Genomic DNA, 24,375 nt, shown 5'->3' with positions numbered 1-24,375 from the left:
GTGACCCTGAAGGTTAGGTTAGTATGGCTAAGGTAAACGAGAACAATCGTGTGAGCAAAAAAAGTATGACAATTATTTCTCAAAAAACCATTCCTGATGCAGGAATTCATGTGCTCATTATCCTAACGCTCTTTCTTGCAGGCTCAGCAAACTGGTATTTCCTCCAAAACCTCGAAAAGACAGGATCGCCTTTGCAATCTTCTTTGACGGGTATTCCTACAGGATTTGTAACGAAGAATGTTGATGGTAGCCTTGAGCTTTCTCCGCAAGTTCCTACACGAGTAGATCTTGTTGCAATTTATGCCCCATTTGTTGTGGTTACGATACTGGCGCTCTTGATTGTTTCTGGCCTTGCGACTTATCTTGTCAGAAGGACATAGATCCCTTAATGAATGAAACATTTTTTATACTTGTTTCTCGTTCAACACTTCTATGACGTTTATCCGTCTCTCTAGCCCGTTGAAAAAATGGAAACAGTGGAAAGAACAATTATCTCACTTAAATCGTGCCCAGAAGATGTATGTTATCGCTGTCGCTAGTCTTATTATGGTGAATCTGATTATCCTTGTGGGTTTTATTATATTCCTTGTTATTTTCTTGAAGAAACTGTAATCAACGAACTATCATCAAGTTCCTTCTTCCCAGCTTTCAAGGTATTCTTTTTGTTCAGGCGTAAGTATATCAAAGGACACACCAAGCGCACTGAGCTGGAGTTTAGCAATGTGCATGTCTATTTCTCCAGGAAGGGTAATAACGTTGTTGGCTAGTTTCCCTTTGTTCTTAACGCAATACTCAACAGCAAGTGCTTGTCCACAAAAACTTGTTGCCATAACTTCAGAAGGATGTCCCTCTGCCGCTGCTAAATTAACAAGCCTTCCCTCTGCACAAACAAAGATCTTTTTTCGGTTAATAACGTACTCATCTAACGAAGGCCGTACTTTTCGTTCTGAGGTAGCAGCCGCCTTTAGTCCCTTGACATCGATCTCAAGATCAAAGTGACCTGCATTAGCGAGAATAGCTCCATCTTTCATGGTCTTCATATGCTCGATACGAATGACATGTTTATTTCCTGTAACCGTGATAAAAACATCTCCTAAGGGAGCTGCTTGGGTCATGGGCATAACCTGGAAACCATCAAGTTTTGCCTGAAGTGCTCTGAAAGGCTCAATTTCAGTGATAATAATATTTGAACCAAAACCCTTTGCACGTAATGCTACTCCTTTCCCACAGCTTCCATACCCAGCTATAACAACAGCTTTTCCTGCAAAGAGAATATTTGTTGCGCGTAAAATCCCATCAATCGTTGATTGACCAGTACCATAGTAATTATCAAGCAGATGTTTTGTCTTGTTGTCATTAACTGCTATCATGGGATATTTTAACGCTCCGTCTTTTTCCATAGCTTTTAACCGTATAATTCCTGTTGTTGTTTCTTCACATCCTCCAATGATCTTTGGAATAAGTGCAGAATGCTTTTTGTGAATCTCTGAGACAAGGTCACACCCATCGTCAATGGTAATCTGCGGCTTAGTGGCAATAACATTATTCAGATACCGATAGTAATCTTCATGTGTCTCGCCCTTATACGCCCAAACATGAACCCCTTCCTGTGCTAGTGCTGCAGCCACATCATCTTGGGTTGATAATGGATTACAACCGGTAATGGCAACGGTTGCTCCACCAGCAATAAGCGTTCTTACGAGTACTGCAGTTTCTTTGGTGACATGTAAGGCCATGCCAACATGGATACCTCTCAATGTTTTTTCTTTTTGAAATCGCTCACGGACTTTTAGTAAAGAACCCATAGAATGCTCTGCAAATTCGATCTGTAATGCTCCCTGCTGTGCAAGGCTCATATCCTTGACTTCATAATGCTTCCCGTTATCCATTCCTTCCATCCTCCTTGACTTCTATTTTTTGAATATACTGAAGAATTTTATCTCGAAGAGAATAGGGTAATCGAGCACCTACTTGGGCAACAACATGGGCAGCAGCAAGCGATCCGATATTACCACTGAGCTCAAGATCAAGACCATGCGTTATGCCATAAAGAACACCGGCTGCGTACATATCACCTGCTCCTGTTGTATCGACACAGTTTATTGGAAACACATTAATTTTGATAAACGTATTTCCTTGTTTTATTAGCGAGCCTCGTTCACCGAGCTTAACTATTGCGATGTCTGCTACTCGCGCTAATTCATTGAGGGCTTCTTCAGGGTCTTTTCCCGTAAATGCTTTGGCTTCTGTCTCATTGACAAAAATAATAGATGCATATTCTTGGACAATCTTTTTAAGTTCTTCTTTATTTCTTGCGATAAGTGCAGGATCAGCAAGGTCTATTGAGATCTTTTTATGATGGGCTTTCGCAATCTGCATTGCGTGGAGTGCTGTCTCTTTCAGTGTTGGTGCTTCAAGTTGATAGCCGGTTAGATGTAAGATTTTGCTTTTGGCTATGTCTTCCTCAAGCAATTCATCACGATGAAGTTTATCAGCAACCCCGAGATGGACGACAAATGTGCGTTCCCCTCCAGGGGTAATAAAGGTTAATGCCTTTCCGGTAATTCCCTCGACTTTACGTAACTTTGCAATGACGTTGTGATTGATTAATGACATTTCATAGTAGGTGCCTTCAGGATCTAAGCCGACTTTACCAACAAAGATAGCAGTCCCTCCCAGATTAGCAACTCCTGCAAGTGTATTTGCACTGGAATCACCAGGCGCTTTGATAATAGACAGATGTTTGATTTTGTCTTCAATGAGCTTTAGCTGTTCTTCAGAAACAAGATGACCTTGCCCTTTGGTGAGGTTAAGTTCTACAAGAACATTGTCTTCTACCTGAATAAGAAGATCAATAAGCGGGTTTCCGATTCCCATCACATCATAACTCATGATTCCACCTGTTTACCATTATTGGGTGAGATTCGCCCTATTTAAAGATGTTGTTCTTTTGTTGAGAAGAACATTTATATATGATAAAGTCCTCAAGCCAGCTCATGGAAAAGATAGAGGCAATCCTGAATAAGGTCAGTAAAGCAGTACAACCGGATGAAAAAGCATTGCGTCGTCGTGTAGATGATTTCCTCCAGCGATTAAATACTGCACTCAAAAACTATCGTATCCAAGCAACAGCAGTTGCGGGTGGTTCTATTGCTAAAGGTACTTATTTGAAGGATGACTTTGATATTGATATTTTTGTGTTATTCGACTATGAACGATATGAACATCAAATTATTTCTTTAGTCTTGGGGAATGTCTTACGCTCGTTTAAACCCCTGAAAGTTCCAGGGTCTCGGGATTACTTTCAGATCCGTGAAGGTATGCTGATGTATGAGGTTATTCCGGTATTAGCTATTTCTACACCTTCAAAGGCAAAGAATGTAACCGATGTAAGCCCCATGCATGTTTCTTGGGTTAAGGAGCGTTGCAAAGAAAATCTACGATTGCAGCAGGAAATTCGGCTGGTCAAGGCTTTTTGCAAAGCTCAGGAGGTGTATGGTGCAGAGTCGTATATTAAAGGATTTTCAGGTCATGTTTTAGATATTCTTACCATTGTTTATGGTGGATTTCTTCCTCTCCTCAAAGCTGCACAACACTGGAAAGCAAAAATAGTTGTTGATTATAACAATGTCTATAATGGTCATGCCTTGGAACAACTCAATCGAGCCAAGACCGAAAGCCCTTTAATTGTCGTCGACCCGTTACAGCCAGAACGGAATGCGTCTGCAGCACTGAGCATTGAAAAGTTTGAGGCATTTATCGAAGCAGCAACAGCATTTCTCACTAATCCTTCAGAGGTTTTTTTTGTTAAGAAAGAAACAACCTTGGACGAAATTCGCGGATTGACAGGAAAGAACGAACTCATCCTCTTAAAGGTTGTTCCTAAAGATGGAAAGAAAGATATCGTTGGCAGTAAACTGCTGAAAGCACACGAATATCTGAAAAAAAATATACTTGCACATGATTTTAAACTTATCAATGAAGGATGGAAATGGGATAAAACAAGGGATAAAGGAAAAAATGCTTCTTTCTGGTACATTATTCCGAAGAAAACGCTGTCAAAATACTATGAAAAGCAAGGCCCTCCACTCAGCCAACAGCAGAATGTTACAGCATTTAAGCAGCGACATGCAGTAACGTTTGTGCGAGGAAATAGAATCTATGCTCATGTACAACGAAAATACAAAAAAGCCAGTGATTTGGTAAAACACCTGCTCCACGATACGTATATTACCGAGCGTGTCAAGCGAATCGTATTTGAAAAGAAATAAGTTTAAGAAAAATGGTAAAATAATTATTAGCGTTTATTCTGAACATGCAAAAGAAATCCAAGAACAATTCTATAATAATCTGGGGTTTAATGTTACTAAAGAAGATGAAAATTGCGTTTATACCACAGAGGGTTTAATATCCGAGCGATTTACGCTTCATAGTCTCAAAAATCTCTTTGCTTCAGCTAATATTCATATGGGAATGAGAAAATTAACGAACATCTCTTATGTTTGTGTATCAACCGCTCGGAAGTAGCTTTCGAAATAAAGCGAAACATTTATATCTAACTTCTTACTTATCTTACTTATAAGGTGGAACATGTTAGCAAATCAAATCAAAGAAATAAAAACAGTAACGGTAACAAGTAAAGGTCAGATTTGCATACCCCACATAGCTAGAGCTATGAAGGGATTTAAAGAAGGCTCAAAAATAGGCATTTTAGTATATTCGGATCATGTTGAATTGAGACCTATGGAACAAGTAAGCGAAAAATTATTTCCTGCATTGGTTTCCGAGGAAGTTTTAGCTAAAGAATGGAACACAAAAGAAGAAGATGAAGCATGGAAGGATTTGTAAAAGGCGATATTGTAGTATTTCAATTTCCATTTTCAGATACGGATGAATCAAAGAAAAGACCTGCTTTAGTGGTAGCTAACACTACTGATGAAAATCTAATCCTATGCCAGATAACAAGTAAAAAAAGACCAGATCCGGATATAATATCAATAACCAAAGACGATTTTCAAAAAGGAGCATTGAAGCATGATAGTTTTATCAGGCCAACAACCTTGTTTACTATTCATCATTCACGAATTGATTATAAAGTTGGAAATTTAAAACAAGAAAAAATAAAATTCATTGAAAATAAGTTTTGTGAAATCTTTAAAAGATAAAATACCCAAGATCTTTTTTTATTCTCGTGCTGTATCTCCTAGTCTCGTAATTGCTTTTGGTGGGAAAAATGCTTTGGGTCTTTCCTCCCAGAGTGTAAGGTTAAAGAATTGTTTAACGGTTTCCTTTAAATTATCAGCATCTTCCATGACACGGAGACGGTGCTCTTGGAAGGTTCTGTGGACCATCCTCCTCCAGTAGATCTCTTGGAGGTTTTTCATGAGCCAATTTTTTTTCCATGCACCCGTGTAGTCAGATTCTAATATTGACTTGCAATAGACATTTACCTCTCCTGATTGGACTTTGTATTTTTTCCCTTCGCGAATAATTTCTTTGTCCTGGATATTCACACAGTTACATTCGATGTGAAGTGCTCTCCGGTGAAAGCTGCTTTTTTGGGGTATGAACTTTCCACGCCACCAAAACCAAATTGTCCTGCCATATTGCTGGGAACGTTCCTCCCACATAAGGCTTTCGGCAAACTTTTTATCCTCAAAGGTTCCATATTCAAGCTCCACAAACCAGTCATGCATCATTCGGTAAAATTCCTTCAAATTGAGGATGCCGATATGCCGTACTCTCCATTTTGCAGCTAGTAATGTCCATGATGCAGGTTCTTGCGCAGGATCTTCCATCCACCAGAATGCCATATTTCGTATACTAGTATCTGTATATATAAACCTTACGATTTTTATGACGTAGCACGTTGTTAAGAACAGAAATCTTATATAATGCCCCGTCGTTGCATATGGTATGGTCCTTATCTGTGGGATTGATGAAGCGGGAAGGGGTTGTATTATCGGGAATTTAGTGATCTGTGGGGTTTGTATTCCAGAAGAAGAGATTGCACAGTTACAAGAGCTTGGCGTGAAGGATTCAAAGTTATTACGGCCAATGCAACGGGAAGAGCTTTTTGCAAAAATCATTGCACGTGTTCATTATCATCTTATTGAAGTCAGTCCTCAAGAAATTGACGCTGCAGTGTCGAAAAATCAGCTCAATGATCTTGAAGCGATGAAAACCGTTGAACTCCTTGCTCACTTGAGGCCCCAGAAAGCAATTGTTGATTGTCCCTCACCAAACCTCCAGGCATATCAACGCCTCATTCATGGCCAACTTCAAAAACAACATAACCATGAGATGGAAATCATTACAGCCCACAAAGCAGATCTCATCTATCCTTTGGTGAGCGCAGCATCTATCCTTGCGAAAGTTACTCGAGACCGTGCAATCCAAAAGCTGAAGCAGCATTATGGGGTTGATTTTGGTTCAGGGTACACCAGTGATCCTCTTACCCAACAGTTTCTGCAGCATTCTCATGATCAGTATGATTTTGTGAGAAAGAGTTGGCAGACCTATAAGCACATTGTCCAAGCAAAAGAACAGAAAAGTTTATCAGAATTTTGAATAATTATCGTAAAGAATGTGTTATGAAACCCTCAAAAACCATACAACCAGAGACTATTACAAAGATTCTTACAATTCTTAAAAAGCATTACACTACCGACTGGTTTGGTGTTGCGCATCATAAAGATCCTTTCAAGGTTTTGATTGCCTGCATTATGAGTTTGCGAACACGAGATGAGGTCACTTATCCACGAGCTGCTGCTCTTTTTCAGTTAGCAGAGACCCCTACGAAAATGTTGAAACTTTTAGAAGAAACTATTGCACAAACTATCTATCCTGTTGGTTTTTATCGCACAAAAGCAAAAACTATTCTTGGCATTTGTCAAAAACTCATGAACGAATATCAAGGAAAAGTTCCTGACACTATTGAAGAGCTCCTCACTTTTCATGGCGTTGGAAGAAAGACCGCTAATATCGTTATTACCTTTGGTTATGGCAAGGATGGCATAGCCGTTGACACCCACGTTCATCGTATTACCAACCGTTTAGGATGGGTAAACACAAGGACGCCACATGAAACAGAGTTTGCTTTACGAACATGTGTTCCACGTGAACAATGGCAAAATATCAATGAACTGATGGTTCGCCATGGGCAGAGTATATGCAAACCCCTGAGCCCTTTGTGCAGTAAATGCATGATCCGTGTATATTGTCCGAGAAAAGGAGTTTTAAGATCAAGGTAACACAGAAACATTTATATCTTTTTTATGTTTCTCCATCTTCTGAGGAGATTATGGCGCTTGAAAAACTTTTGGAATGTATAGGACGGTTATTTAAGCCTGGAGAAAGCTCTGTTGTTCTTGCTTCTACGGATGTTTCTGATGTTGCTGGATCCTCTATTGCCGGAGATTTGTCTGATGTAGCTCAAACTCCGTTATCTTTTGATCCAGATCGTTTCAATGCATACCTCTCTTCGGTTCCTGAACAAGACCGTGCTCGTACCCGTGCTTTTTTTGACTTTGTTCACTCCATTGTTCCTCCAAGTCTCCCTGTCTATGGGTCTTCAGCTGCAAGGATGGTTTATACAGTTCCTGATAGTTCTGATGATCTTGGGGGTTATGACGAGAGGTTGCGTTTACCGTCGACAGATCTTGATCACCTCAAGGACTATTTCCGCGTACTCGCAGCAACGCCAAATGCAGGAAGAACTGGGGGAGAAACAGGATCTATTCCTTTTTGTCATTCATTCCCAACCTATGGGCATGTCTTTCCCGACGGTCTTACCCAGTATGCAAGAACTCAAGGAGTTGAGTTGAAAGACAGTAGTCGCGATGATCTTTACACGGTTTTGTTTGTTCAGACACGCTCTTCTCCTGAAATCTTAGCGCTCATTGAAGCAAACCCCTTACGATTAGACCCGAAGTCTGGTGACTCGAAGTATGGTGCCAATGTGGCTCATGCTGCTCTTAACGGAAGGCGGGCAATAGATCCTGATGTTGATGCCTTGGTTGCTCATGTTGAAGGAATGTTGGATTCATCTGATCTGAAAAAACGCCGTTCTCTTTCCAGAGATGGATCTTACGTGAGAATATGGCCGGATGGGCGGGTCACCATCCGCGACTGTGTTCCCTTAGCAGCAAAGGAAGCAGTCGAAGCATTCTTTGCAACAACACCTGCAGTCCGACATGGAAAAGACCTTTTTGGAATGGATTTTCGTATCTTAGAAAAGGGGATGGTTCAGACTGCTGATTTTGGTCCTGAATGGGATTCCCGACGAGGATACTGTTGGGGAAACTATCATCATTATGCCATAGCCCCACAGGGGGTTCAAGAACGTATTGCTGGGAAATAACCCGTTCTACCCTGTTTTATAATAGAAAACCTACATTTTTAATATTATTTGTTAGGTTTTCTAGTATATAATAGAGGAAAAAACATATTAAATACTATTGTCCTCTATTATAGATGGTTTATTCTCGGTTGTTTATGTGCGTCTCTTTTCCTTCTGCCTTTTGAGCGAAACTTATTAAAACTGAGTCTCTTTCCCACCGAACCATGAATCCATTGTACATGACTGATGCGTATCTTCAGGAATTTCACGCTACAGTTGCCGCTCTCAACAATCCAACCTCTTGCGTGCTTGATCAGACTGCCTTTTACCCGAACAGTGGAGGCCAGCCCCATGATGAAGGTACCTTAACAACAACAGATGGAACAGTCTATCGTGTTGTTTTGGTTACCAAAGCAGATGGCCAGATTATCCATCAGGTTGATAAACCAGGATTACAGATGGGAGACAGGATTTCAGGGAAGATTGATTGGGAGAGGCGATATAGACTCATGCGTATGCATACCGCAGCTCATATTATTAGTGCTGTACTCCACACCACACATGGCGCATTGATTACTGGTAATCAATTAGGAATTGATAAGAGTCGTATTGATTATAATATGGACGAATTTGATAAGGAGAAACTAGCACGGTATGTTGCAGAAGCTGACGCTGCTACCAAGCGAGACGTTCCTGTTTCTATCACTTTTATGGAAAGAGAACAAGCACTTCAAGATCCAAGCATGATAAAACTTGCAGGAGTTTTACCTCCTATGGTTAAAGAACTGAGAATAGTACAGATAGGGGATGTTGATACCCAGGCAGATGGTGGCACGCATGTTCACTATACTCGTGAGATTGGTACGATTACCTTTGTGAAGGCTGAAAACAAAGGAAAAAACAACCGGAGATTATATTATACCGTCGAATGATTTGATGAACGAATAATGTCATGGATCATCTCTGATCGGCGAATAAGTGGTGTGAATCATAACCATGAGCACGACAAATGAATAACCTGAAACAGAGAAATTTGAGTATTAAGAATGGCAATACCTTGGTTATTGTTGATGAAACCTGAAATAGCGCCGTATGCTTCGCGATGCTATGAGCTTTTAGCTCGTACTATTCATACTGATGGTTCTGTTTTTGTTGTTGCGGATTCTGATGGCGATGGTAAAACCTCGTATGGTATTTTTACCAAAGCCTATGAAGCAATAGGGGGTAATCCACGCAACCTTCATTTTTCTTTTGGTCCTTTACGAGACATCTCCTTTGATGACATGCGTCGCCATTCAGTTATTGTTAGCCTTGATAATTATCTCTCAGGAGATGGGAATCCAGTTCTTCAGCGATTATTTGATCAGGGACAATCGGAGTGTGGGGGTATTGAGGGTCTTATTCTTGTTGATCATCATCCTCTCGGAGAAATGGGTAAGGTATTACAAGAGCATGATCCTCTCCGTGGTGGTGAAGCAAAACCTCATGCATATGTCATCCATCCAGAGACCGTTAACGAAGTTCCTGGTTATAGTACGTGTAGTGCCGTCCTCACCTATCAACTTGCCATGGCCATGCTTTACCAACACTTCAATGAGAGAAAGCAGCATGTTACTGCATGGCATCGTGCCCATAGTTGGCTTCTTGTCTTAGGGATGTACAGTGATGGTCTTCCCCGTAGTCCTGACACACCCTATGGTGAGATCATGGGGAATCCTTTATTTAATCGTGAAACCGTGGTGCGATTGTCCTATGCGCTCAATATGCGCCGTGTTGATACAACAGAGCATCTTCTCAGGGCATGTCATTTGGGAGATGCAGCATCAAGGATTTTTTCTCATGATGAATTCCAGCGTGCTGACCAAATGATGCGGTCATGGTATCAGCGTTTTCAGGGAAGAAACAGAGAAAGAAATAAGCCGTATTTTTGTGAGGAATCTTTTGGTAATGGTACCTCTGCTCCGAAGGTTGTTTTTGGATTGCTCTATGACTCCACAGAGGGCATTGTTCCCAGAGATTTATCATACTCGTTTGTGAATTATGTGACTCTTTACCGTCTCCATAAAGGTCGTGTTGCTGATTTTCAGGATTTTAACGGTACGGTTATCTTCTTTCAACCCAAGCTCGTTGATAGAGAGCTGGTTTTCAGTATTGAGGCCAGAAGTAGTGATGTTGATGTGGGAAAACTTATGCAGCGTTTAGGTGGTGGAGGTCATATACGAGCAGCTGGTGCTACGAGCCATACTCAGGAAAGGAATATTTCTCAAGAACAGCTTCCTGTGCAGATACAACTCGAATTTGACATTCGTAAAATAGGCCTTCTGGAAGAATTAAAGCGACGGCGAAGGGAGTATGAGGTTGCTAGTTCATGATTACGCACAGCTTTATTCTTTTGGATGGCATCGGCTACCGTAAAGAGCAGCAGCTCTGGAAGGAAGGTATCTTACACTGGGATGATTTTCTTCAGGCCAAGCAGATTCAAGGGATTTCTCCGCTTCGTAAACAATTCTTGGATCATGGATTAGCTAAAGCACAAGAATCATTAAGAGCAGAAGAGATAAGCTTCTTTGCCCAACATCTTCCAAAGAGGGATTATTGGAGACTATACGAAAAATTTCGTGGAGAAGCACTTTTTTTAGATATTGAAACTTCTGGCTATTACGGTGATGTTACGGTTATTGGCCTGTACGATGGCAAAGAAACCAAGACCATGGTCAAGGGATGTAACCTCAACAAGGAATTGCTTGTAAGAACGCTCCAGCAATACAAGCTTCTTATTACTTTCAATGGATCTTCGTTTGATCTCCCAGTTCTTGATCGTTATTTCGGAAAAGTTATTCCAACAATACCCCACATTGATCTTCGTCATGTCTGTAGCAGAGTTGGTCTGGTTGGTGGATTAAAAGCTATTGAGCAACAAGTAGCCATCTCCCGTCCTCCAGAGCTTATGAGTGTCCATGGTATTGATGCAGTTGCTCTGTGGCAGCAATGGCAGTCTACTGGTGAAGAGCGTTATCTTGATCTCTTGATTCGTTATAATGAAGAAGATGTTCTTAATTTAAAGCCCTTAGCAGAACGAGTTATTCGTGAATTGTGGAATCAAACGTGTACGCTTGCTAAAAGAAACGTTTATATATAAGTAAGACTATTCTTACGTTGGTGATCCCTGTGGAAGTTGCTATAACTAAAATGAGCTCAAAGGGTCAGGTTGTCATACCTGCCAATATGAGAAGATATATTCAAGAAGGTGAAAAACTGATTATCATTCAAAGTAAAGATCAGCTTATTATGAAAAAAGTAAGCACCTTGGAAAAAAATCTATTAGAGGATATAGAATTTGCGAGAAGAACCGAAGAAGCATGGAAGGCTTATGAGAAAGGAGAATTTAGAAGTATGAGTGCCAAGGATTTCTTAAAAGAACTTGAAAAATGGTAACGGTTGAGTTTAGTATTCTATTTGAGAGAAGAATACAAAAAATAAGAAATAGTTCGTTAAAGGATCATATAAAAAAGCAAATCAAGAAGATCATTGATAATCCGGAAATCGGTAAGCCAATGAGATATGAAAGAAAAGGCACAAGGGAACTCTATGTTGCTCCATTTCGGTTATCCTATGTATTTATAAAGGAGCAAGATAAAATCATTTTTTTGGAGATTTATCATAAGGATGAACAATAAGGGTTCACTCCAGAGCGTCGTTTATTCTTTCTATAAACTATTTCTTGAGTTTTTTGATACTAATAACGATTAATATGAGCAACTCAATGAAAATAACGACTGCTCGCATTAGCTTACTCATCTCTGAAAAGTATCGCATGGTGGCATAGGCTACTAAAAGGATGCCGCTAAACATAAATCCGGTTCCAATAACCTCATAGCTAAGGAAGAGTCCCACGACAATAGCAAGGACGCCGAGCGGTGCAATAATCAAGAATAAGTTACGGTTATAGATCTGGTTTGCGAGGTTAAATTCTTTTTGACAGAAATTACATGATGCAAAGCTGTTCGGACAGCCACGGGCATCATCATTATATTCTGGAAAGCCATTGTCACGATAACATTGCTCTGCTGCTGCTTGATCTTCTGGTGTTGTGTTGGTCTGGCATTCTTGGTACGGCATTGGTTTTGGAACAAAGGTTTCTTTGCAGTATTCTTCATAGGATGGAGATTCATAGATAGCATCGAAGAAAAGCCCGACAAAAAGTGCTCCAAGCAGGGCTACGGCAATGACCATGGCAACTTCTTTGGCATGCATTCATGACGAAAAGTGCTCCTCACTCTTAAATATTTTGATTTTAACGGTTTTACCTTTTTATTCAGGAGTGATTATGAGCCCCGTTATAGAGAAAAACAAAAAGATTTATAAGTTATCTTGCCCTTCCAGAGCCTCGCATTTGTGATGCCGTATAGTGGCGGTAGTAGTTTAATGGTAGAATACGGGACTGTGGCAACCATTTACATCTTGCAGAAATCCTGTGGAAGGGGTTCGATTCCCCTTTACCGCCCTCTATTCTTATGACCTCATCAATAGTAATGTTAACGCACATGAAAAACCTTTTCCAAAGGCGGATACCATGAGCTATCAAAGCAGTTTTCAAACTTCAGCAAGCGAAACTATAGTAACCTATAGCTCGACTGGCATTTCTGTTTCACGAATAATCCTGCCCACGCCATTTGGGGTTGGTCCAGTCAATGTTTATCTGATAAGGCATAATGACCATACGACCTTAGTTGATGCTGGTCCTAATGATGCGGAAGCACAACAACACCTTACCCAGGGCTTAGCAAGCTTGGGAGTTACTTCTCTTGATGCTCTTGTTCTGACCCATCATCATTTTGATCATCGTGGATTGGCAGCCTACATTGTCAACGAGTTTGGTCCGAAAGTTATTGTCCATCGTCATGGAAGAAGGTATTTGGTTCCCACTGAGCAGGGAGATGCCTATACGCCCTATGAAACTATTTTCAAAGGTGCAGGTTTCGCTCCAAGGGTGGTAAGTCATGTTGCTCGTATCTTTGAAGGATATACTCGCTATGGTTCTACGGTTGATACAACACGGATAAGAACAGTTAATCAAGGCTATGATGATACCTTGGGTGGAGAAATTATCCATTGTCCTGGCCATACTGAGGATTCCATTGGATTATTGGTTGGTCCATACTTTCTCTGTGGTGATACGTTTTGGAGGGACAAAACACCAAATCCTTTTTTTAGTGGTGGAAACAGCGATAGAGGATTAAAGGCGTTTCTTGCTACTTTAGACACCCTCTGTAGCAGGGATTTAGGAACAGCTCTTCCGGGGCATGGAGACCCTATTGAAGATCATAGAGCATATATTGATTTTGTAAAAGCGCATCATGCAAAAAGAGCAGATGCTATCATCGGGCTTCTGAGAGGAAGTACCGGAAAAACAGCTGCTGATATCGTGCATGAACTTTTTGCTGAGAGGCTTAATGGTAAGTCCCGTTTTAGTGCAGATGAATCTTTCCTTGCATTGGCAGAGGTCATTGGAAATCTTGAAATGTTTGAAGAAAATGGTCAGGCAAGGAGAGAAGAACATAACGGCACGTTTCTTTATCATGCGTTATAGCTACACCATTCTTTTCAGAGATTGGATGGTGTATTTTCTGCCTTTTGTAAGGTAATTTCATGTAGCAAGAAAGGAAGAATAAAACTCACGACATAGACTACCACAATCATGACAATACTCTGTGGTGATGTTTGGAGGTGTAACAGTAATTTTATTTTATTCGCGATAACGGTCAGCGCGCTTAGGGTAATAACGGCAAAAATCAGTGGGATGACATAAATCCTTTCCACATGCTTTTTTTTGGTGAACTGTTTCATTTCCTCCACACAAGTGTATGTCAGATAACCAAACGGTATTCCCAACACAAGAATCACTAACAAAACTGCAAGAGAGGGAAACGAGAGAAGGAAAGGGAACAACAGGATCTGTAACCCAACATGGACAAAGAAAAGAATAACAACGAAAAACCAATAGGCTGATGCATCCAGGAATCGTACGCTCGGATGTTTTCGTGCTTCTGCTACCCTCCAATGCTTGAGGACTGTTTTGATTTCTTCTGGTGACCAACCCTTTTGCAGAAGCTTATGCACGCTTTTTTTCATATTTTTTTGCTCTTTCTTCTCGTTCTTTTCGTAAGTTTTTTCGTATGAAGAGATCTTTGACTGTGGAAAGAAGATCTTTTTTTGGTTCTGGTAAGTTTTCTTCATAGGTTGCTCCAATGAGGTTTGCAGCTAATTTTCGATATGCTTTTGCAACCTTTGATTCTGGATGGGACACGACCGTTGGATACTGAATACGATGAAGCGATCGCATTACTTCATCGTCGGGAATGGTTGCAATAACTTTTTGCTGAAGCATCTGGTTGATGTTCGTAGGACTCATCTCGAGATGGTCTCCTTTAACTCGCGTAATAACAACACCGAGGATATTTTTCTTGAGATCCTTTGCGATCTTCACGGTTTTTAATGCATCGGTTACTGCCGGTAATTCTGGATTCGTAATAATCATCACATCGTCTGCAGCTTTAATGGCCGCTTTTGCCTCCTCACCTAAGCCAGCTGCGCCATCAATAAGAATGATCTCTGCTAAGTTTTGTAACTCGCGAAGTTTCTCTCCTAAATGTTCTAAGGTAAAGGCATGAGCGTCTAAAGCCACATCTGAAAAAATGACTTTAAGCCCTGAAGGATGGATACAGATAGCATTGGTTATCTTTTTTTTGCCAGCTAAACACTCTTGCAAGCTCACTGCTGGTTTATGGTATCCTAAAAGAATTCCCATGTTTGATGCGTTAATATCAGCATCGACCAGAATAACCTCTCTCCCAAAATCAGTTAATGCAGCAGCCAGATTAATTGCTGATGAAGTCTTTCCGACGCCACCTTTTCCAGAGACCAGACTAACAAAACGAGCCATTTATTCATGACCTTCTTTCTTTTTATACTGCTCGGTAATGTATTCAAAATATTCCTTTGTTTTTTTGAAATACTCGTGCATATCTTCCATGGTTATATCGGTAACTTCATTTGATTCGAGAACAGCCATCATGGTAACATGCCTCCTGAATTCATTTTTGGGAGTGTAGGTTGCCTTATCGAGCTTCCGTAAATAGAGATAGAATGCTATATACTCCAAGAGTTTCTGATCTTCTTTATAGACTGATTTGAGAAGATTACACTGAAGTCCGGGAGAACTAGGAATAGTGTCTATTTTTTGCTCTTCTTTTGCCTGGTCAAGCATCCACACAATCGTGTGGTTGAAGGCTGCCAGTAATCGTTCAATAATACTCTTAAAGATATCAACGGTTCGAGTATACTTAAGGCTCACAAAAATAAGGTGGTCTGCACGCTTTAGTTCGCGAATTGCATCATCATATGAATCTTCCATTTTTCTTTTCTTAAACGATTTTTATTCAATTTTTTTATTCATAAAGTCTATGAGGAATTTTGTCTCTTGCATCATGGTACGGAGTTTTTGCACGCTCAGGATGGTTACATCGTAACTGTCAGAGCACATGACCAATGAACCTTTTCGTGCAAAGGCAACCGGGCTTTCTTTATGTTCTTTAATAAGGAACCTTACCTCTTGGATGACCTTGAACTGTTGTTCACCGAGGTTGTATCTTCTTGCGCACCTTGCTCGGAAGGTGGCAAAGAGCGATTGAAATTCGGTCGAAAATGGAGGAATACGCTTATAATAGAGATCGTATCCTAATATTGCTTTCATCGTATATTCCAACGATGTATCGAGGTTGTGCAATACCCTTAGTAAAAGTCTCGTATCCTTTACCAATGGATACGTTACTTCAAGCATGTGTCCTGCAATTTTAAGGTGATGAAGAGCTTTGGCACGCGCCTCTTGAAAGGCTTCCATGAATAGAGGGAAAAATAACCTGAAATTAATAAATCTTGTTATTTCCTCAAACTTGTCCTTTGCTTATAGAAATCTAAAGATCGGCTTTAATTAAGATTGCCTAGTTTTGCTTCAATTTCGCTCAATGAAGCTTCTAATGCCTCAAGCTCACTTGCTTTTTTCTTTGCTTCACTTTGATTTTTCTTTTCAGTTGCCTCTTTATTCGGAGAAGCAACACTTCCCTCTATGACCGGAAGGTCTTTTATCTGTTGCTTAGGGAGCATTGCCTTGCATCGGCTAAGTTGTGAGGATATTTCGGTGATAACTTCCTTAAGCCCGGTATAAGCTGTAGCCTTTTGCTGGCGCAATGCCTTCAGCTGTTCAAATCGTTTCAGAAATTGGATGCTTACTTTTGTTGATTCTAAAACTGCCTTCCTTACTTCTCGTTTCTGAGGAATTGGTGTATAAAAAACACTTTTCTGCTCCTCTGGCGACTTTTCACCCATATTATACCTCATCTCTTTTGTTGAAAATGTTATCGGTTGAAAACAGTCTGTTCGATAAAATGCATTCGTTCATTAATCTGATCTAATCCATCTTGCCAACTCTGTAATTCTGCATCTTCTTTGGCTTTTAGCTCCATGAGGGTTTCCATTGCTTTTTTTGCTTCTTCCATCTTCCCTTTGATTTCATCAAGAATCTCAGCTACTTGGTTGTAATCATCAATTTTTACAAATAACGTTGGTTGTGTATCCATGTTTCCACCTTTTTATCCATTTCCTTCCCGAAAAAGAATGCCATCAATAACAAGGAACCGTTTTTGGATTTCTCCAAGACTCATTTTCAATGACGCTATAGCTCCTTCCTTAGCTGCGTCAATGTTCTTTATATGACTAATAGTATCACCTGTTTTTGTTAAGAGCATACTTCCTTCTTCAATGCCTTGAAGTACTGATCTAAACTCATTGACATTGATAAACTGTGGGCCTTTTTGTTCTTGTTTATCCTCTTCCCTAGAAAAAACATCTAACGATTCAGATGAGGGACGAGCAACTTTTTTGTGATGTACATCACTTATTTTCTGGAGTGATGGTGGAACTATAGGGATAGGATTCTGGCCCGGAACTGCAGAGGGTACCAGAACATAGGGAACATTTCCTCTCTGAGCTTGGAGAGGAGGATCCGGAACTTGGAGTTGTGGTATCTCATGGTTATCTATCATTTCAGTTTCTTCCATAAATGAGTCTTCAGCATTTTCAGGAAGCGAGAGGGGATCTTGATCGCTTTCTTGAAGTTGTGGATATTCCGGTCCTAGGGCATTTTTTTGTCTTGAAATCTCTTGTTCAGGTGGTTGAAAAGAAGGCTCCTGTCTACGTGGTTGCGTTGGCATTATTCGTGGTTGTGGTTGGTGTTGCGTTTGGTAAGAAGAAGTTCGAACATCTTGGCGTGGGACCACTGAAATCGGTGGAATATCCCCTCGATGAGGAATTGGTTGTTGATCTTGTAGACGTGGTTTAGATATTCTTTTGGGTTCTGGAAGTGGTGGGGGGGTTAAGGGAGATGTCGGTTGAGGTGCTTCTAAGCTGTCTATATCCGGAGTTGGAGGGAGATCTAGATTAAAGCCTGCATCCCCTTCCTCGGTTGCAGAAATTTGTGAAGTACTGGTACTTCCTGATGATTCTTTCCTCTTTTTTAAAAAGTCGATAAACCCCATAGCCTTACCTTAAAAAAAGATAAGGGACATGCACTATTAAAAGTTTTTGGACTACAAGACAATAGTAAATTTACCCTTTTTGGGTAAAGTCACTACATGACCTTCATCTAGCTAGTTGACCACCACAATCTTTAAGAAGGAGGAGAAAGTTTCTTCTTTTTTTAGTATGGAGCAAAAAGCAAAACTGATTCTTGAGGATGGTTCAATCTATCAAGGTATTTCATTTGGATCTTCTGCACTGACATCAGGAGAGGTTGTCTTTAACACCGGTATGGTTGGTTATCCTGAATCCTTAACCGATCCTTCATACAAAGGTCAGATTCTTGTCTTAACATACCCGCTCATTGGAAACTATGGTGTTCCGGGAGAAGAGCAGGACTCCTTTGGCATCCAACGTTTTTTTGAGTCTGAAAGGATCCATATTCAAGGATTGATTGTTGCTGACTATGCCTTTCAGCACAACCACTGGCATGCACAAAAGAGTTTGGGAGAATGGCTAGAGGCTTCACATATTCCAGGACTTACAGGCATTGATACCAGAGCGCTTACCAAAAAATTACGTGAAAAAGGCACGATGTTAGGAGCGATTGTATTTGAGAGCACTAATCAACAGATACATACCAATGTTCAACCAAACAACAGAGTTACCTCAATCTCACCACCGTTTTATGATCCTAATACCGTAGATCTTGTCAAACAAGTGTGTATTGGCGAGAAGAAATTCTACAAAAATGGACAACCAAGTGTTCTTTTGATTGATTGTGGATGTAAGAACCACATTATTCGTTCACTACTTCAGCGAACTATGAGTGTTTATCGTGTTCCTTATGACTATGATTTCTTTGCCGATGCCTCCTTATCTTTTGATGGCATTGTCGTTTCCAACGGCCCCGGAGATCCCAAGATGTGTCATACGACGATTCTCTTGTTGCAAAAAGCTATGATGAAGAACATCCCGATTTTTGGTATCTGCCTGGGTAATCAGCTTCTTGCCTTAGCAGCAGGTGCTGATACCTACAAACTGAAGTATGGTCATCGAGGTCAAAATCAACCTTGTCAAGAGCTTGGTACCCAACGCTGTTACATTACCTCCCAAAATCATGGCTTTGCAGTAGCTGCCTCGACCTTGTCAGAAGACTGGGAACCATGGTTTATTAACACGAATGATGGCACCATTGAAGGTATTCGACATAAAACAAAGCCGTTTCGCAGTGTGCAGTTTCATCCTGAGGGCCATTGCGGGCCAGAAGATACCGGCTTTCTCTTTGATCAATTCCTTCAGGTTATCAAGAATAGAGGTGCGTGGAAATAACTAGAGAAATAACATGGGCATAACAGAAAAACCAAAAACAGCACTGATCTTAGGATCTGGGGCATTGAAGATAGGTGAGGCTGGTGAATTTGACTACTCGGGATCACAATGCTTAAAAGCATTACGAGAAGAAGGGATCTACACTATTTTGATCAACCCTAATATTGCCACTATTCAAACCAGTGAAGGTATGGCAGACAAGATTTATTTTCTACCGGTAACGCCTTATTTTGTTGAACAGATTATACGGAAAGAAAAGCCAGAGAGTATTCTTTTGAGTTTTGGTGGACAAACCGCACTTAATTGTGGAGTCGCTCTCCATAAACAAGGAACCTTACAGAAATACCATGTCCGTGTTCTTGGTACCCCGGTTGAAACGGTGATTGATACTGAAGATCGTGATCGCTTTGTGAAGCGGTTGCATGAAATTTCAGTTAAAACTCCACAGAGTATAGCGGTAACCTCTGTTCACGATGGACTTACTGCAGCAAAAACCATTGGTTATCCAGTAATGACGCGAGTCGCCTATGCATTAGGGGGAAGAGGCAGTGGTATAGCAAAGGATGAACAAACATTACGTGAAGTAGTTACCCAAGCCTTTACCTACACACCTCAGGTACTGATTGAGGAATGGTTGGGTGGATGGAAAGAGATCGAGTATGAAGTGGTTCGTGATGGTGTAGATAACTGCATTACGGTTTGTAATATGGAAAACTTCGATCCGCTAGGGATCCATACTGGAGAGAGTATTGTCGTTGCGCCTTCACAAACCCTTACGAATAGCGAGTATCATAAGCTGCGTGAAATCTCCCTTAAGGTTATCAGACATTTAGGTATTGTCGGAGAATGTAATATCCAATTTGCGTTAGATCCTCGTTCAGAAGATTATCGTATTATCGAAGTCAATGCACGCCTTTCTCGGAGTTCAGCACTGGCCTCAAAAGCAACAGGTTACCCTCTTGCATTTGTTGCTGCAAAATTAGCACTTGGTTATACCTTACCTGAACTCGAAAATTCGGTAACCAGAGTAACGAAAGCATGTTTCGAGCCTGCCTTGGATTATGTTGTTGTGAAGATTCCACGATGGGATTTAAAGAAATTCCGCAACGTTTCGAACAAAATAGGCTCAGAAATGAAGAGTGTTGGCGAAGTCATGGCCATCGGAAGAAAGTTTGAAGAAGCCCTCCAGAAGGCTATTCGTATGCTTCACATAGGGATGTATGGTTTAGTCTGTAATACGGTCAATGTGCGTGAACTTGACATAGATATCCGTGAACCAACAGACGAGAGAATTTTTGCCATTGTGGAAGCATTAAAGAATGGATTTAGTATTGAACGGATTCATGGCTTAAGTGGTATTGATCCCTGGTTCTTGTACAAGATCCAAAATATCATTCATTTAGAACAGGAGCTTGCCGCTACAAGGAAGAATGATATTTCCTCATCTGTTTCTTCTTCGCTTTTCATGAAAGCAAAGCAGCACGGATTTTCAGATAAACAAATCGGTATGATCCTCGATAAAAGAGAACGAGAAGTACGAGAATTGCGAAAGCAGCTCAACATCTTTCCGGTCGTAAAACAGATAGATACCTTAGCTGCTGAATATCCTGCCCAGACCAATTATTTGTATCTTACTTATAATGGTCAGGAAGATGATATTACCTTCCAAGAGACTACTTCTTCAGAGAATGGAACTAAAAACAAAAACGAAACAAAAAATATGAAGAAAAAAAAGAAGATTATAGTCCTTGGATCTGGTTCGTATAAAATTGGTTCAAGTGTTGAATTTGACTGGTGTTGCGTCAGTACGGTTAATGCCTTACGTAAGCGTGGTTTCGAAACCATTATGGTAAACTACAATCCCGAAACCGTCAGTACTGATTATGACATTGTTGACAAGCTGTATTTTGAGGAATTAAGCTTTGAAGCAGTTGCCGATATCTATGATAAGGAACAACCGCTTGGGCTTATTGTTTCTATGGGAGGGCAGATCCCCAATACCTTAGCATTGAAATGTCATGAGGCAGGTATGAACATTTTAGGGACCTCTCCCCTTGACATTGATCGCGCGGAAGATCGTCATAAATTCTCACAGTTGCTTGACTCTTTGAGGATTGATCAGCCCATGTGGAAAGAATTAACTACCTTCGAGGATGCTGCGAAGTTCTCCGAAGAGGTTGGTTACCCTATCCTTGTTCGGCCATCGTATGTCTTAAGTGGTGCTGCCATGAACGTTGCCTTTAATCGCAATGACCTGCAACAGTACCTCTCTGAAGCAACCCATCTTAGTCCAGAATATCCGGTAGTACTTTCAAAGTTTATTACCAATGCCAGGGAAATTGAGCTTGATGGTGTAGCATATCGTGGTGCTATTGTTTTTTCAGTCATTAGCGAACATCTTGAAAATGCAGGTGTCCACAGTGGAGATGCCACGATCATCTTACCTCCACAACGAACCTATATCGAGACCATCCGCCGTATTAAAACTATTGCAAAACAGATCGCTCATGCACTGCACATTACCGGCCCATTCAATATCCAGTTTATTGCCAAGGAAAATGAGATCAAGGTGATTGAATGCAATCTGCGGGCATCACGAAGCTTTCCCTTTGTTTCTAAAGTGCTTCATCTCAACCTTATTGACCTGGCAACAAAAGCAATTCTTGGTGAGAAAAGTGTTCCCTTGACAAGGTCTTCACTTGAGCTCGATTATGTTGGTGTTAAAGCCCCTCAATTTTCCTTTTCTCGATTAAAGGGTGCAGACCCCACATTACATGTTGAAATGGCTTCAACCGGTGAAGTCGCTTGTCTTGGAGATGACCTTCATGAAGCATTCTTGAAGGCCATGATTGCTACGGGTTTTGTCATGCCAAAGAAGAATGTTCTTGTGAGTATTGGCGGTGACAAAACAAGGTACAAATTGATCAGTACCTGCAAACGACTACAAAAGCTTGGGTTTGTCTTGTATGCCACTGAGCATACGCATCAGTTTCTTATGAAAAACGGTGTTGAGGCACGCCGTGTCTATAAGGCCCATGAAACAGGAGAACCGAATATTTTAACACTGTTACGTCAAAAGAAAATAGATCTGGTGGTGTCTATTCCTAATCCAGAAAAACGGCTTGATGATGACCAGAATTATGTTATTCGCCGAGCAACCGTTGATTATTCGGTGCCATTAATCAATAATGTCCAGATCTTCCATCAACTCGTGGAGGCATTGACGTTTAAGAAACTCACGGATTTGAAGATAAAAGCATGGCATGAGTATTTGTAATCGAAATAATCAAAACCCTCAAAGAACTCCTACCAAAAGGCTGCCCAGCTTCCAACAATAGCACCAATACCATCAACGATAAACTGTACACCAACAACAAGGACGATTAAACCCATGATCTTATCAATGACTAACCTTCCTGTTTCTCCGAGATACTTATCCACAAATGGTGCTTTAGAAAGGATAAGATAAGCACAGAGGAACACGGCAATGATTGCCAAAATAATAGCACCTTGTTCTCCCGGTCCTGTTGCTTCTCCCATAAGTACAATTCCCGTTGTCATTGCTCCTGGTCCAGTCATCATAGGGATTGCTAAAGGAATAATAGAGACATCTTCCTTCTCAATAGCCTCTTTCTTTGCTTTTTCTGTATGGAGATGTTCTCGTTTTGCATAGACCATCTTAAAGCCGAGCGTACCTACAATAATACCTCCTGCTATTTTGAAGGCATCAATAGTAATGCTGAAAAACTCAAGAATCGAGCTTCCGGCAATAGCAAAAGCCATAAGCACGACGGCACCGGTAATACAGGCTTTTTTGACCATGTGAAGCCTTTTTTCCTTTGAGTCTCCCCGTGTAATCGTCAAAAATACCGAGGCTGTGCTAAAAGGGCTTACTATCGTGAAAAGTGCAGAAAATGCCGCAAGAAAAATTATGAGATAATTGTTCATGGCATGATCTTGGAAGAACTGGTATAAATAGTTTGTGGGCGTCTGCTTCTGTGATGGTTATGTCCCTTTGAACCATCTATTTTATATAGTTTAATGCCTTTGTCCGTTATAGGGGAATTTGCTTTAATCTTTGGTAGTATAGATATTTAAAACCGAGGTGAGAACTATGGCTGCAGAAGGAGTTATACTTGCACTTTTAAGCATTATTGCAGGTGCATTAATTTTGTTTGTCCCTGGATTGCTACGCTTCCTTATCGGTGGCTACCTCATGGTATCGGGTCTTATCATGCTCTTTTTAGCGCTACCATAGGTTCCTTGAACTCTAACACCGAGTATGGGACAGTGAAAGCAGAACCTTTATAAATAGGGTGTACTTTCCACGTATTAGACGGCCATAGGGGTCTGGCTCTACCCGTTCCCATTCCGAACACGGCAGTCAAGCAGGCCTCCGTTCCATGTGGTACTGTACTTACGTACGGGAAACATGGGAAGCTGTCACCTTTTTTCTCTTAAATATTCGATGTTTGTATTTTCGATGTTTGTAAAAGATATCTTTCAAGCAAAAACTTGATGCAAAACATTTATTAAGAGTGACTGCCTGATAAATATAATAGAAAACCTACATTTTTAATATTATTTGTTAGGTTTTCTAGTATATAATAGAGGAAAAACATAGTAAATACTATTGTCCTCTATTATAGTTTGCCTTGAAAATGGGGATCTGGATGAGGTGAGACTATGGTTCCTTCAGATGCGGTTGATCAAAAAAAAGCAATGAGCGAAGAAAAGGTAGAACTTGTTGGTTTTCATGATCTTGAACCTGCTGAGTTTGATCTGCTCACGAAAAGATCGATTACCCATACTAAAAAACTGGTGAAACATTGTAACACGCTCGAGCAAGTAGTCATTACTAAGAAAAATGTCCATGAACGGGAAAAATCGCAGATCTATGAACTACACTTTCGTATCCTTAACAGAGGAAAGGTTTCTAGCGTCGTAGTTACAGAACGTAATTTGTTTCTAGCCTTAGACGAAGGATTCAAGAAAGTCCAGCATTTACTTAAAGCGTGAGAGAAAAAAGCGCCCCGGACCAGACTCGAACTGGTGACCTTGCGGTTTCTTTCCTTTACGAGGATAACAGCCGCACGCTCTACCAACTAAGCTACCGGGGCATACGGTTG

30 protein-coding genes, 2 tRNA genes and 1 rRNA gene are annotated in these 24,375 nt (G+C 40.7%); 20 read left to right on the top strand and 13 right to left on the bottom strand.

Annotated features, from left to right (window positions below; all coding sequences use genetic code 11):
• Positions 1-23: 23 nt before the first annotated feature.
• Positions 24-380 carry a hypothetical protein gene (locus HYW21_04120; protein MBI2548510.1) on the top strand — a complete coding sequence of 119 codons (357 nt, stop codon included), beginning with the start codon at positions 24-26 and terminating at the stop codon, positions 378-380.
• A 52-nt stretch (positions 381-432) separates the two neighbouring features.
• Complete coding sequence (locus tag HYW21_04115) at positions 433-612, top strand: hypothetical protein (protein ID MBI2548509.1); 180 nt, start codon at positions 433-435, stop codon at positions 610-612.
• 14 nt (positions 613-626) lie between these two features.
• On the opposite strand, the gene HYW21_04110 is transcribed toward HYW21_04115, so the two are convergent.
• Both HYW21_04110 and HYW21_04105 read right to left on the bottom strand, forming a co-directional pair.
• A complete protein-coding gene (locus HYW21_04110) occupies positions 627-1,889 on the bottom strand; it encodes an adenosylhomocysteinase (GenBank protein MBI2548508.1) in 1,263 nt (420 codons plus the stop codon).
• Positions 1,882-2,892: an adenosine kinase gene (locus HYW21_04105; GenBank protein MBI2548507.1), complete on the bottom strand. Its 1,011-nt coding sequence runs from the start codon at positions 2,890-2,892 to the stop codon at positions 1,882-1,884. Before HYW21_04105 ends, HYW21_04110 begins: the two co-directional genes overlap by 8 nt.
• 104 nt (positions 2,893-2,996) lie before the next feature.
• On the opposite strand from HYW21_04105, the gene HYW21_04100 reads away from it, so the two are divergent.
• From HYW21_04100 to HYW21_04090, 3 genes are all read left to right on the top strand, one after another.
• Positions 2,997-4,271 carry a nucleotidyltransferase domain-containing protein gene (locus HYW21_04100; protein MBI2548506.1) on the top strand — a complete coding sequence of 425 codons (1,275 nt, stop codon included), beginning with the start codon at positions 2,997-2,999 and terminating at the stop codon, positions 4,269-4,271.
• A 319-nt stretch (positions 4,272-4,590) separates the two neighbouring features.
• A complete protein-coding gene (locus HYW21_04095; protein ID MBI2548505.1) occupies positions 4,591-4,848 on the top strand; it encodes an AbrB/MazE/SpoVT family DNA-binding domain-containing protein in 258 nt (85 codons plus the stop codon).
• Positions 4,833-5,165, top strand: a complete 333-nt coding sequence (locus HYW21_04090; GenBank protein ID MBI2548504.1) for a type II toxin-antitoxin system PemK/MazF family toxin — start codon at positions 4,833-4,835, stop codon at positions 5,163-5,165. The genes HYW21_04095 and HYW21_04090 overlap by 16 nt, the downstream gene beginning before the upstream one ends.
• An 18-nt stretch (positions 5,166-5,183) precedes the next feature.
• Here the strand turns inward: HYW21_04090 and HYW21_04085 are convergent, their stop codons facing one another.
• A complete protein-coding gene (locus tag HYW21_04085; GenBank protein MBI2548503.1) occupies positions 5,184-5,813 on the bottom strand; it encodes a hypothetical protein in 630 nt (209 codons plus the stop codon).
• Positions 5,814-5,916: 103 nt separating this feature from the next.
• On the opposite strand from HYW21_04085, the gene HYW21_04080 reads away from it, so the two are divergent.
• The 8 genes from HYW21_04080 to HYW21_04045 all read left to right on the top strand — a co-directional run bounded on the left by HYW21_04080 (position 5,917) and on the right by HYW21_04045 (position 12,018).
• Positions 5,917-6,570, top strand: a complete 654-nt coding sequence (locus tag HYW21_04080; GenBank protein ID MBI2548502.1) for a ribonuclease HII — start codon at positions 5,917-5,919, stop codon at positions 6,568-6,570.
• Positions 6,571-6,611: 41 nt separating this feature from the next.
• On the top strand, positions 6,612-7,253 hold the full coding sequence (locus HYW21_04075) for an endonuclease III (GenBank protein MBI2548501.1): 642 nt from the start codon (positions 6,612-6,614) through the stop codon (positions 7,251-7,253).
• Positions 7,254-7,303: 50 nt separating this feature from the next.
• On the top strand, positions 7,304-8,362 hold the full coding sequence (locus HYW21_04070) for a hypothetical protein (GenBank protein MBI2548500.1): 1,059 nt from the start codon (positions 7,304-7,306) through the stop codon (positions 8,360-8,362).
• A gap of 203 nt (positions 8,363-8,565) precedes the next feature.
• The gene (locus HYW21_04065; GenBank protein ID MBI2548499.1) at positions 8,566-9,273 is read left to right on the top strand and encodes an alanyl-tRNA editing protein; all 708 of its coding nucleotides are present in this window, start codon (positions 8,566-8,568) and stop codon (positions 9,271-9,273) included.
• Positions 9,274-9,411: 138 nt separating this feature from the next.
• A complete protein-coding gene (locus HYW21_04060; protein MBI2548498.1) occupies positions 9,412-10,713 on the top strand; it encodes a hypothetical protein in 1,302 nt (433 codons plus the stop codon).
• Positions 10,710-11,480, top strand: coding sequence for a ribonuclease H-like domain-containing protein (locus HYW21_04055; protein ID MBI2548497.1), 771 nt, complete (start codon positions 10,710-10,712; stop codon positions 11,478-11,480). The genes HYW21_04060 and HYW21_04055 overlap by 4 nt, the downstream gene beginning before the upstream one ends.
• Positions 11,481-11,509: 29 nt before the next feature.
• A complete protein-coding gene (locus HYW21_04050) occupies positions 11,510-11,776 on the top strand; it encodes an AbrB/MazE/SpoVT family DNA-binding domain-containing protein (GenBank protein ID MBI2548496.1) in 267 nt (88 codons plus the stop codon).
• Entirely contained in the window at positions 11,770-12,018 is a 249-nt protein-coding gene (locus HYW21_04045; GenBank protein MBI2548495.1) for a type II toxin-antitoxin system RelE/ParE family toxin, read from the top strand. Before HYW21_04050 ends, HYW21_04045 begins: the two co-directional genes overlap by 7 nt.
• A gap of 37 nt (positions 12,019-12,055) precedes the next feature.
• Here the strand turns inward: HYW21_04045 and HYW21_04040 are convergent, their stop codons facing one another.
• Complete coding sequence (locus HYW21_04040; GenBank protein MBI2548494.1) at positions 12,056-12,595, bottom strand: hypothetical protein; 540 nt, start codon at positions 12,593-12,595, stop codon at positions 12,056-12,058.
• Between the two features lie 157 nt (positions 12,596-12,752).
• Here HYW21_04040 and HYW21_04035 point away from each other — a divergent pair.
• Together HYW21_04035 and HYW21_04030 are read left to right on the top strand one after the other, a co-directional pair.
• Positions 12,753-12,845 (top strand) — tRNA-His (locus tag HYW21_04035).
• Positions 12,846-12,914: 69 nt separating this feature from the next.
• The gene (locus HYW21_04030) at positions 12,915-13,931 is read left to right on the top strand and encodes an MBL fold metallo-hydrolase (GenBank protein ID MBI2548493.1); all 1,017 of its coding nucleotides are present in this window, start codon (positions 12,915-12,917) and stop codon (positions 13,929-13,931) included.
• Between the two features lie 14 nt (positions 13,932-13,945).
• On the opposite strand, the gene HYW21_04025 is transcribed toward HYW21_04030, so the two are convergent.
• The 7 genes from HYW21_04025 to HYW21_03995 form a co-directional block, all read right to left on the bottom strand.
• Positions 13,946-14,473 carry a hypothetical protein gene (locus HYW21_04025; protein ID MBI2548492.1) on the bottom strand — a complete coding sequence of 176 codons (528 nt, stop codon included), beginning with the start codon at positions 14,471-14,473 and terminating at the stop codon, positions 13,946-13,948.
• Positions 14,454-15,284: an AAA family ATPase gene (locus HYW21_04020; GenBank protein ID MBI2548491.1), complete on the bottom strand. Its 831-nt coding sequence runs from the start codon at positions 15,282-15,284 to the stop codon at positions 14,454-14,456. Before HYW21_04020 ends, HYW21_04025 begins: the two co-directional genes overlap by 20 nt.
• Positions 15,285-15,755 carry a hypothetical protein gene (locus HYW21_04015; GenBank protein MBI2548490.1) on the bottom strand — a complete coding sequence of 157 codons (471 nt, stop codon included), beginning with the start codon at positions 15,753-15,755 and terminating at the stop codon, positions 15,285-15,287.
• A gap of 21 nt (positions 15,756-15,776) precedes the next feature.
• Entirely contained in the window at positions 15,777-16,241 is a 465-nt protein-coding gene (locus HYW21_04010; protein MBI2548489.1) for a hypothetical protein, read from the bottom strand.
• Positions 16,242-16,327: 86 nt separating this feature from the next.
• Complete coding sequence (locus tag HYW21_04005) at positions 16,328-16,726, bottom strand: hypothetical protein (protein ID MBI2548488.1); 399 nt, start codon at positions 16,724-16,726, stop codon at positions 16,328-16,330.
• A 29-nt stretch (positions 16,727-16,755) separates the two neighbouring features.
• On the bottom strand, positions 16,756-16,977 hold the full coding sequence (locus HYW21_04000; GenBank protein ID MBI2548487.1) for a hypothetical protein: 222 nt from the start codon (positions 16,975-16,977) through the stop codon (positions 16,756-16,758).
• Positions 16,978-16,989: 12 nt separating this feature from the next.
• On the bottom strand, positions 16,990-17,934 hold the full coding sequence (locus HYW21_03995) for a hypothetical protein (GenBank protein ID MBI2548486.1): 945 nt from the start codon (positions 17,932-17,934) through the stop codon (positions 16,990-16,992).
• A gap of 166 nt (positions 17,935-18,100) precedes the next feature.
• On the opposite strand from HYW21_03995, the gene carA reads away from it, so the two are divergent.
• A complete protein-coding gene (carA, locus tag HYW21_03990) occupies positions 18,101-19,246 on the top strand; it encodes a glutamine-hydrolyzing carbamoyl-phosphate synthase small subunit (GenBank protein ID MBI2548485.1) in 1,146 nt (381 codons plus the stop codon).
• A gap of 13 nt (positions 19,247-19,259) precedes the next feature.
• The gene (gene carB / locus HYW21_03985; GenBank protein MBI2548484.1) at positions 19,260-22,523 is read left to right on the top strand and encodes a carbamoyl-phosphate synthase (glutamine-hydrolyzing) large subunit; all 3,264 of its coding nucleotides are present in this window, start codon (positions 19,260-19,262) and stop codon (positions 22,521-22,523) included.
• A 29-nt stretch (positions 22,524-22,552) separates the two neighbouring features.
• On the opposite strand, the gene HYW21_03980 is transcribed toward carB, so the two are convergent.
• Positions 22,553-23,194, bottom strand: coding sequence for a MarC family protein (locus HYW21_03980; protein MBI2548483.1), 642 nt, complete (start codon positions 23,192-23,194; stop codon positions 22,553-22,555).
• Between the two features lie 166 nt (positions 23,195-23,360).
• Here HYW21_03980 and HYW21_03975 point away from each other — a divergent pair, with 166 nt between their 5' ends.
• From HYW21_03975 to HYW21_03965, 3 genes are all read left to right on the top strand, one after another.
• Positions 23,361-23,504, top strand: a complete 144-nt coding sequence (locus HYW21_03975; protein MBI2548482.1) for a DUF3096 domain-containing protein — start codon at positions 23,361-23,363, stop codon at positions 23,502-23,504.
• 74 nt (positions 23,505-23,578) lie between these two features.
• Positions 23,579-23,695: ribosomal RNA gene (gene rrf / locus HYW21_03970) — 5S ribosomal RNA — on the top strand.
• A gap of 237 nt (positions 23,696-23,932) precedes the next feature.
• Complete coding sequence (locus HYW21_03965; protein MBI2548481.1) at positions 23,933-24,265, top strand: hypothetical protein; 333 nt, start codon at positions 23,933-23,935, stop codon at positions 24,263-24,265.
• 10 nt (positions 24,266-24,275) lie between these two features.
• On the opposite strand, the gene HYW21_03960 is transcribed toward HYW21_03965, so the two are convergent.
• Positions 24,276-24,366: transfer RNA gene (locus HYW21_03960), tRNA-Asn, on the bottom strand.
• Positions 24,367-24,375 lie beyond the last annotated feature (9 nt).

Source organism: Candidatus Woesearchaeota archaeon, assembly GCA_016187565.1.
In the GTDB taxonomy this organism is placed as follows: domain Archaea; phylum Nanobdellota; class Nanobdellia; order Woesearchaeales; family JACPJR01; genus JACPJR01.
The sequence above is the reverse complement of the archived record's forward strand: the minus strand, read 5'-3'. Positions and strand labels throughout refer to the sequence as shown.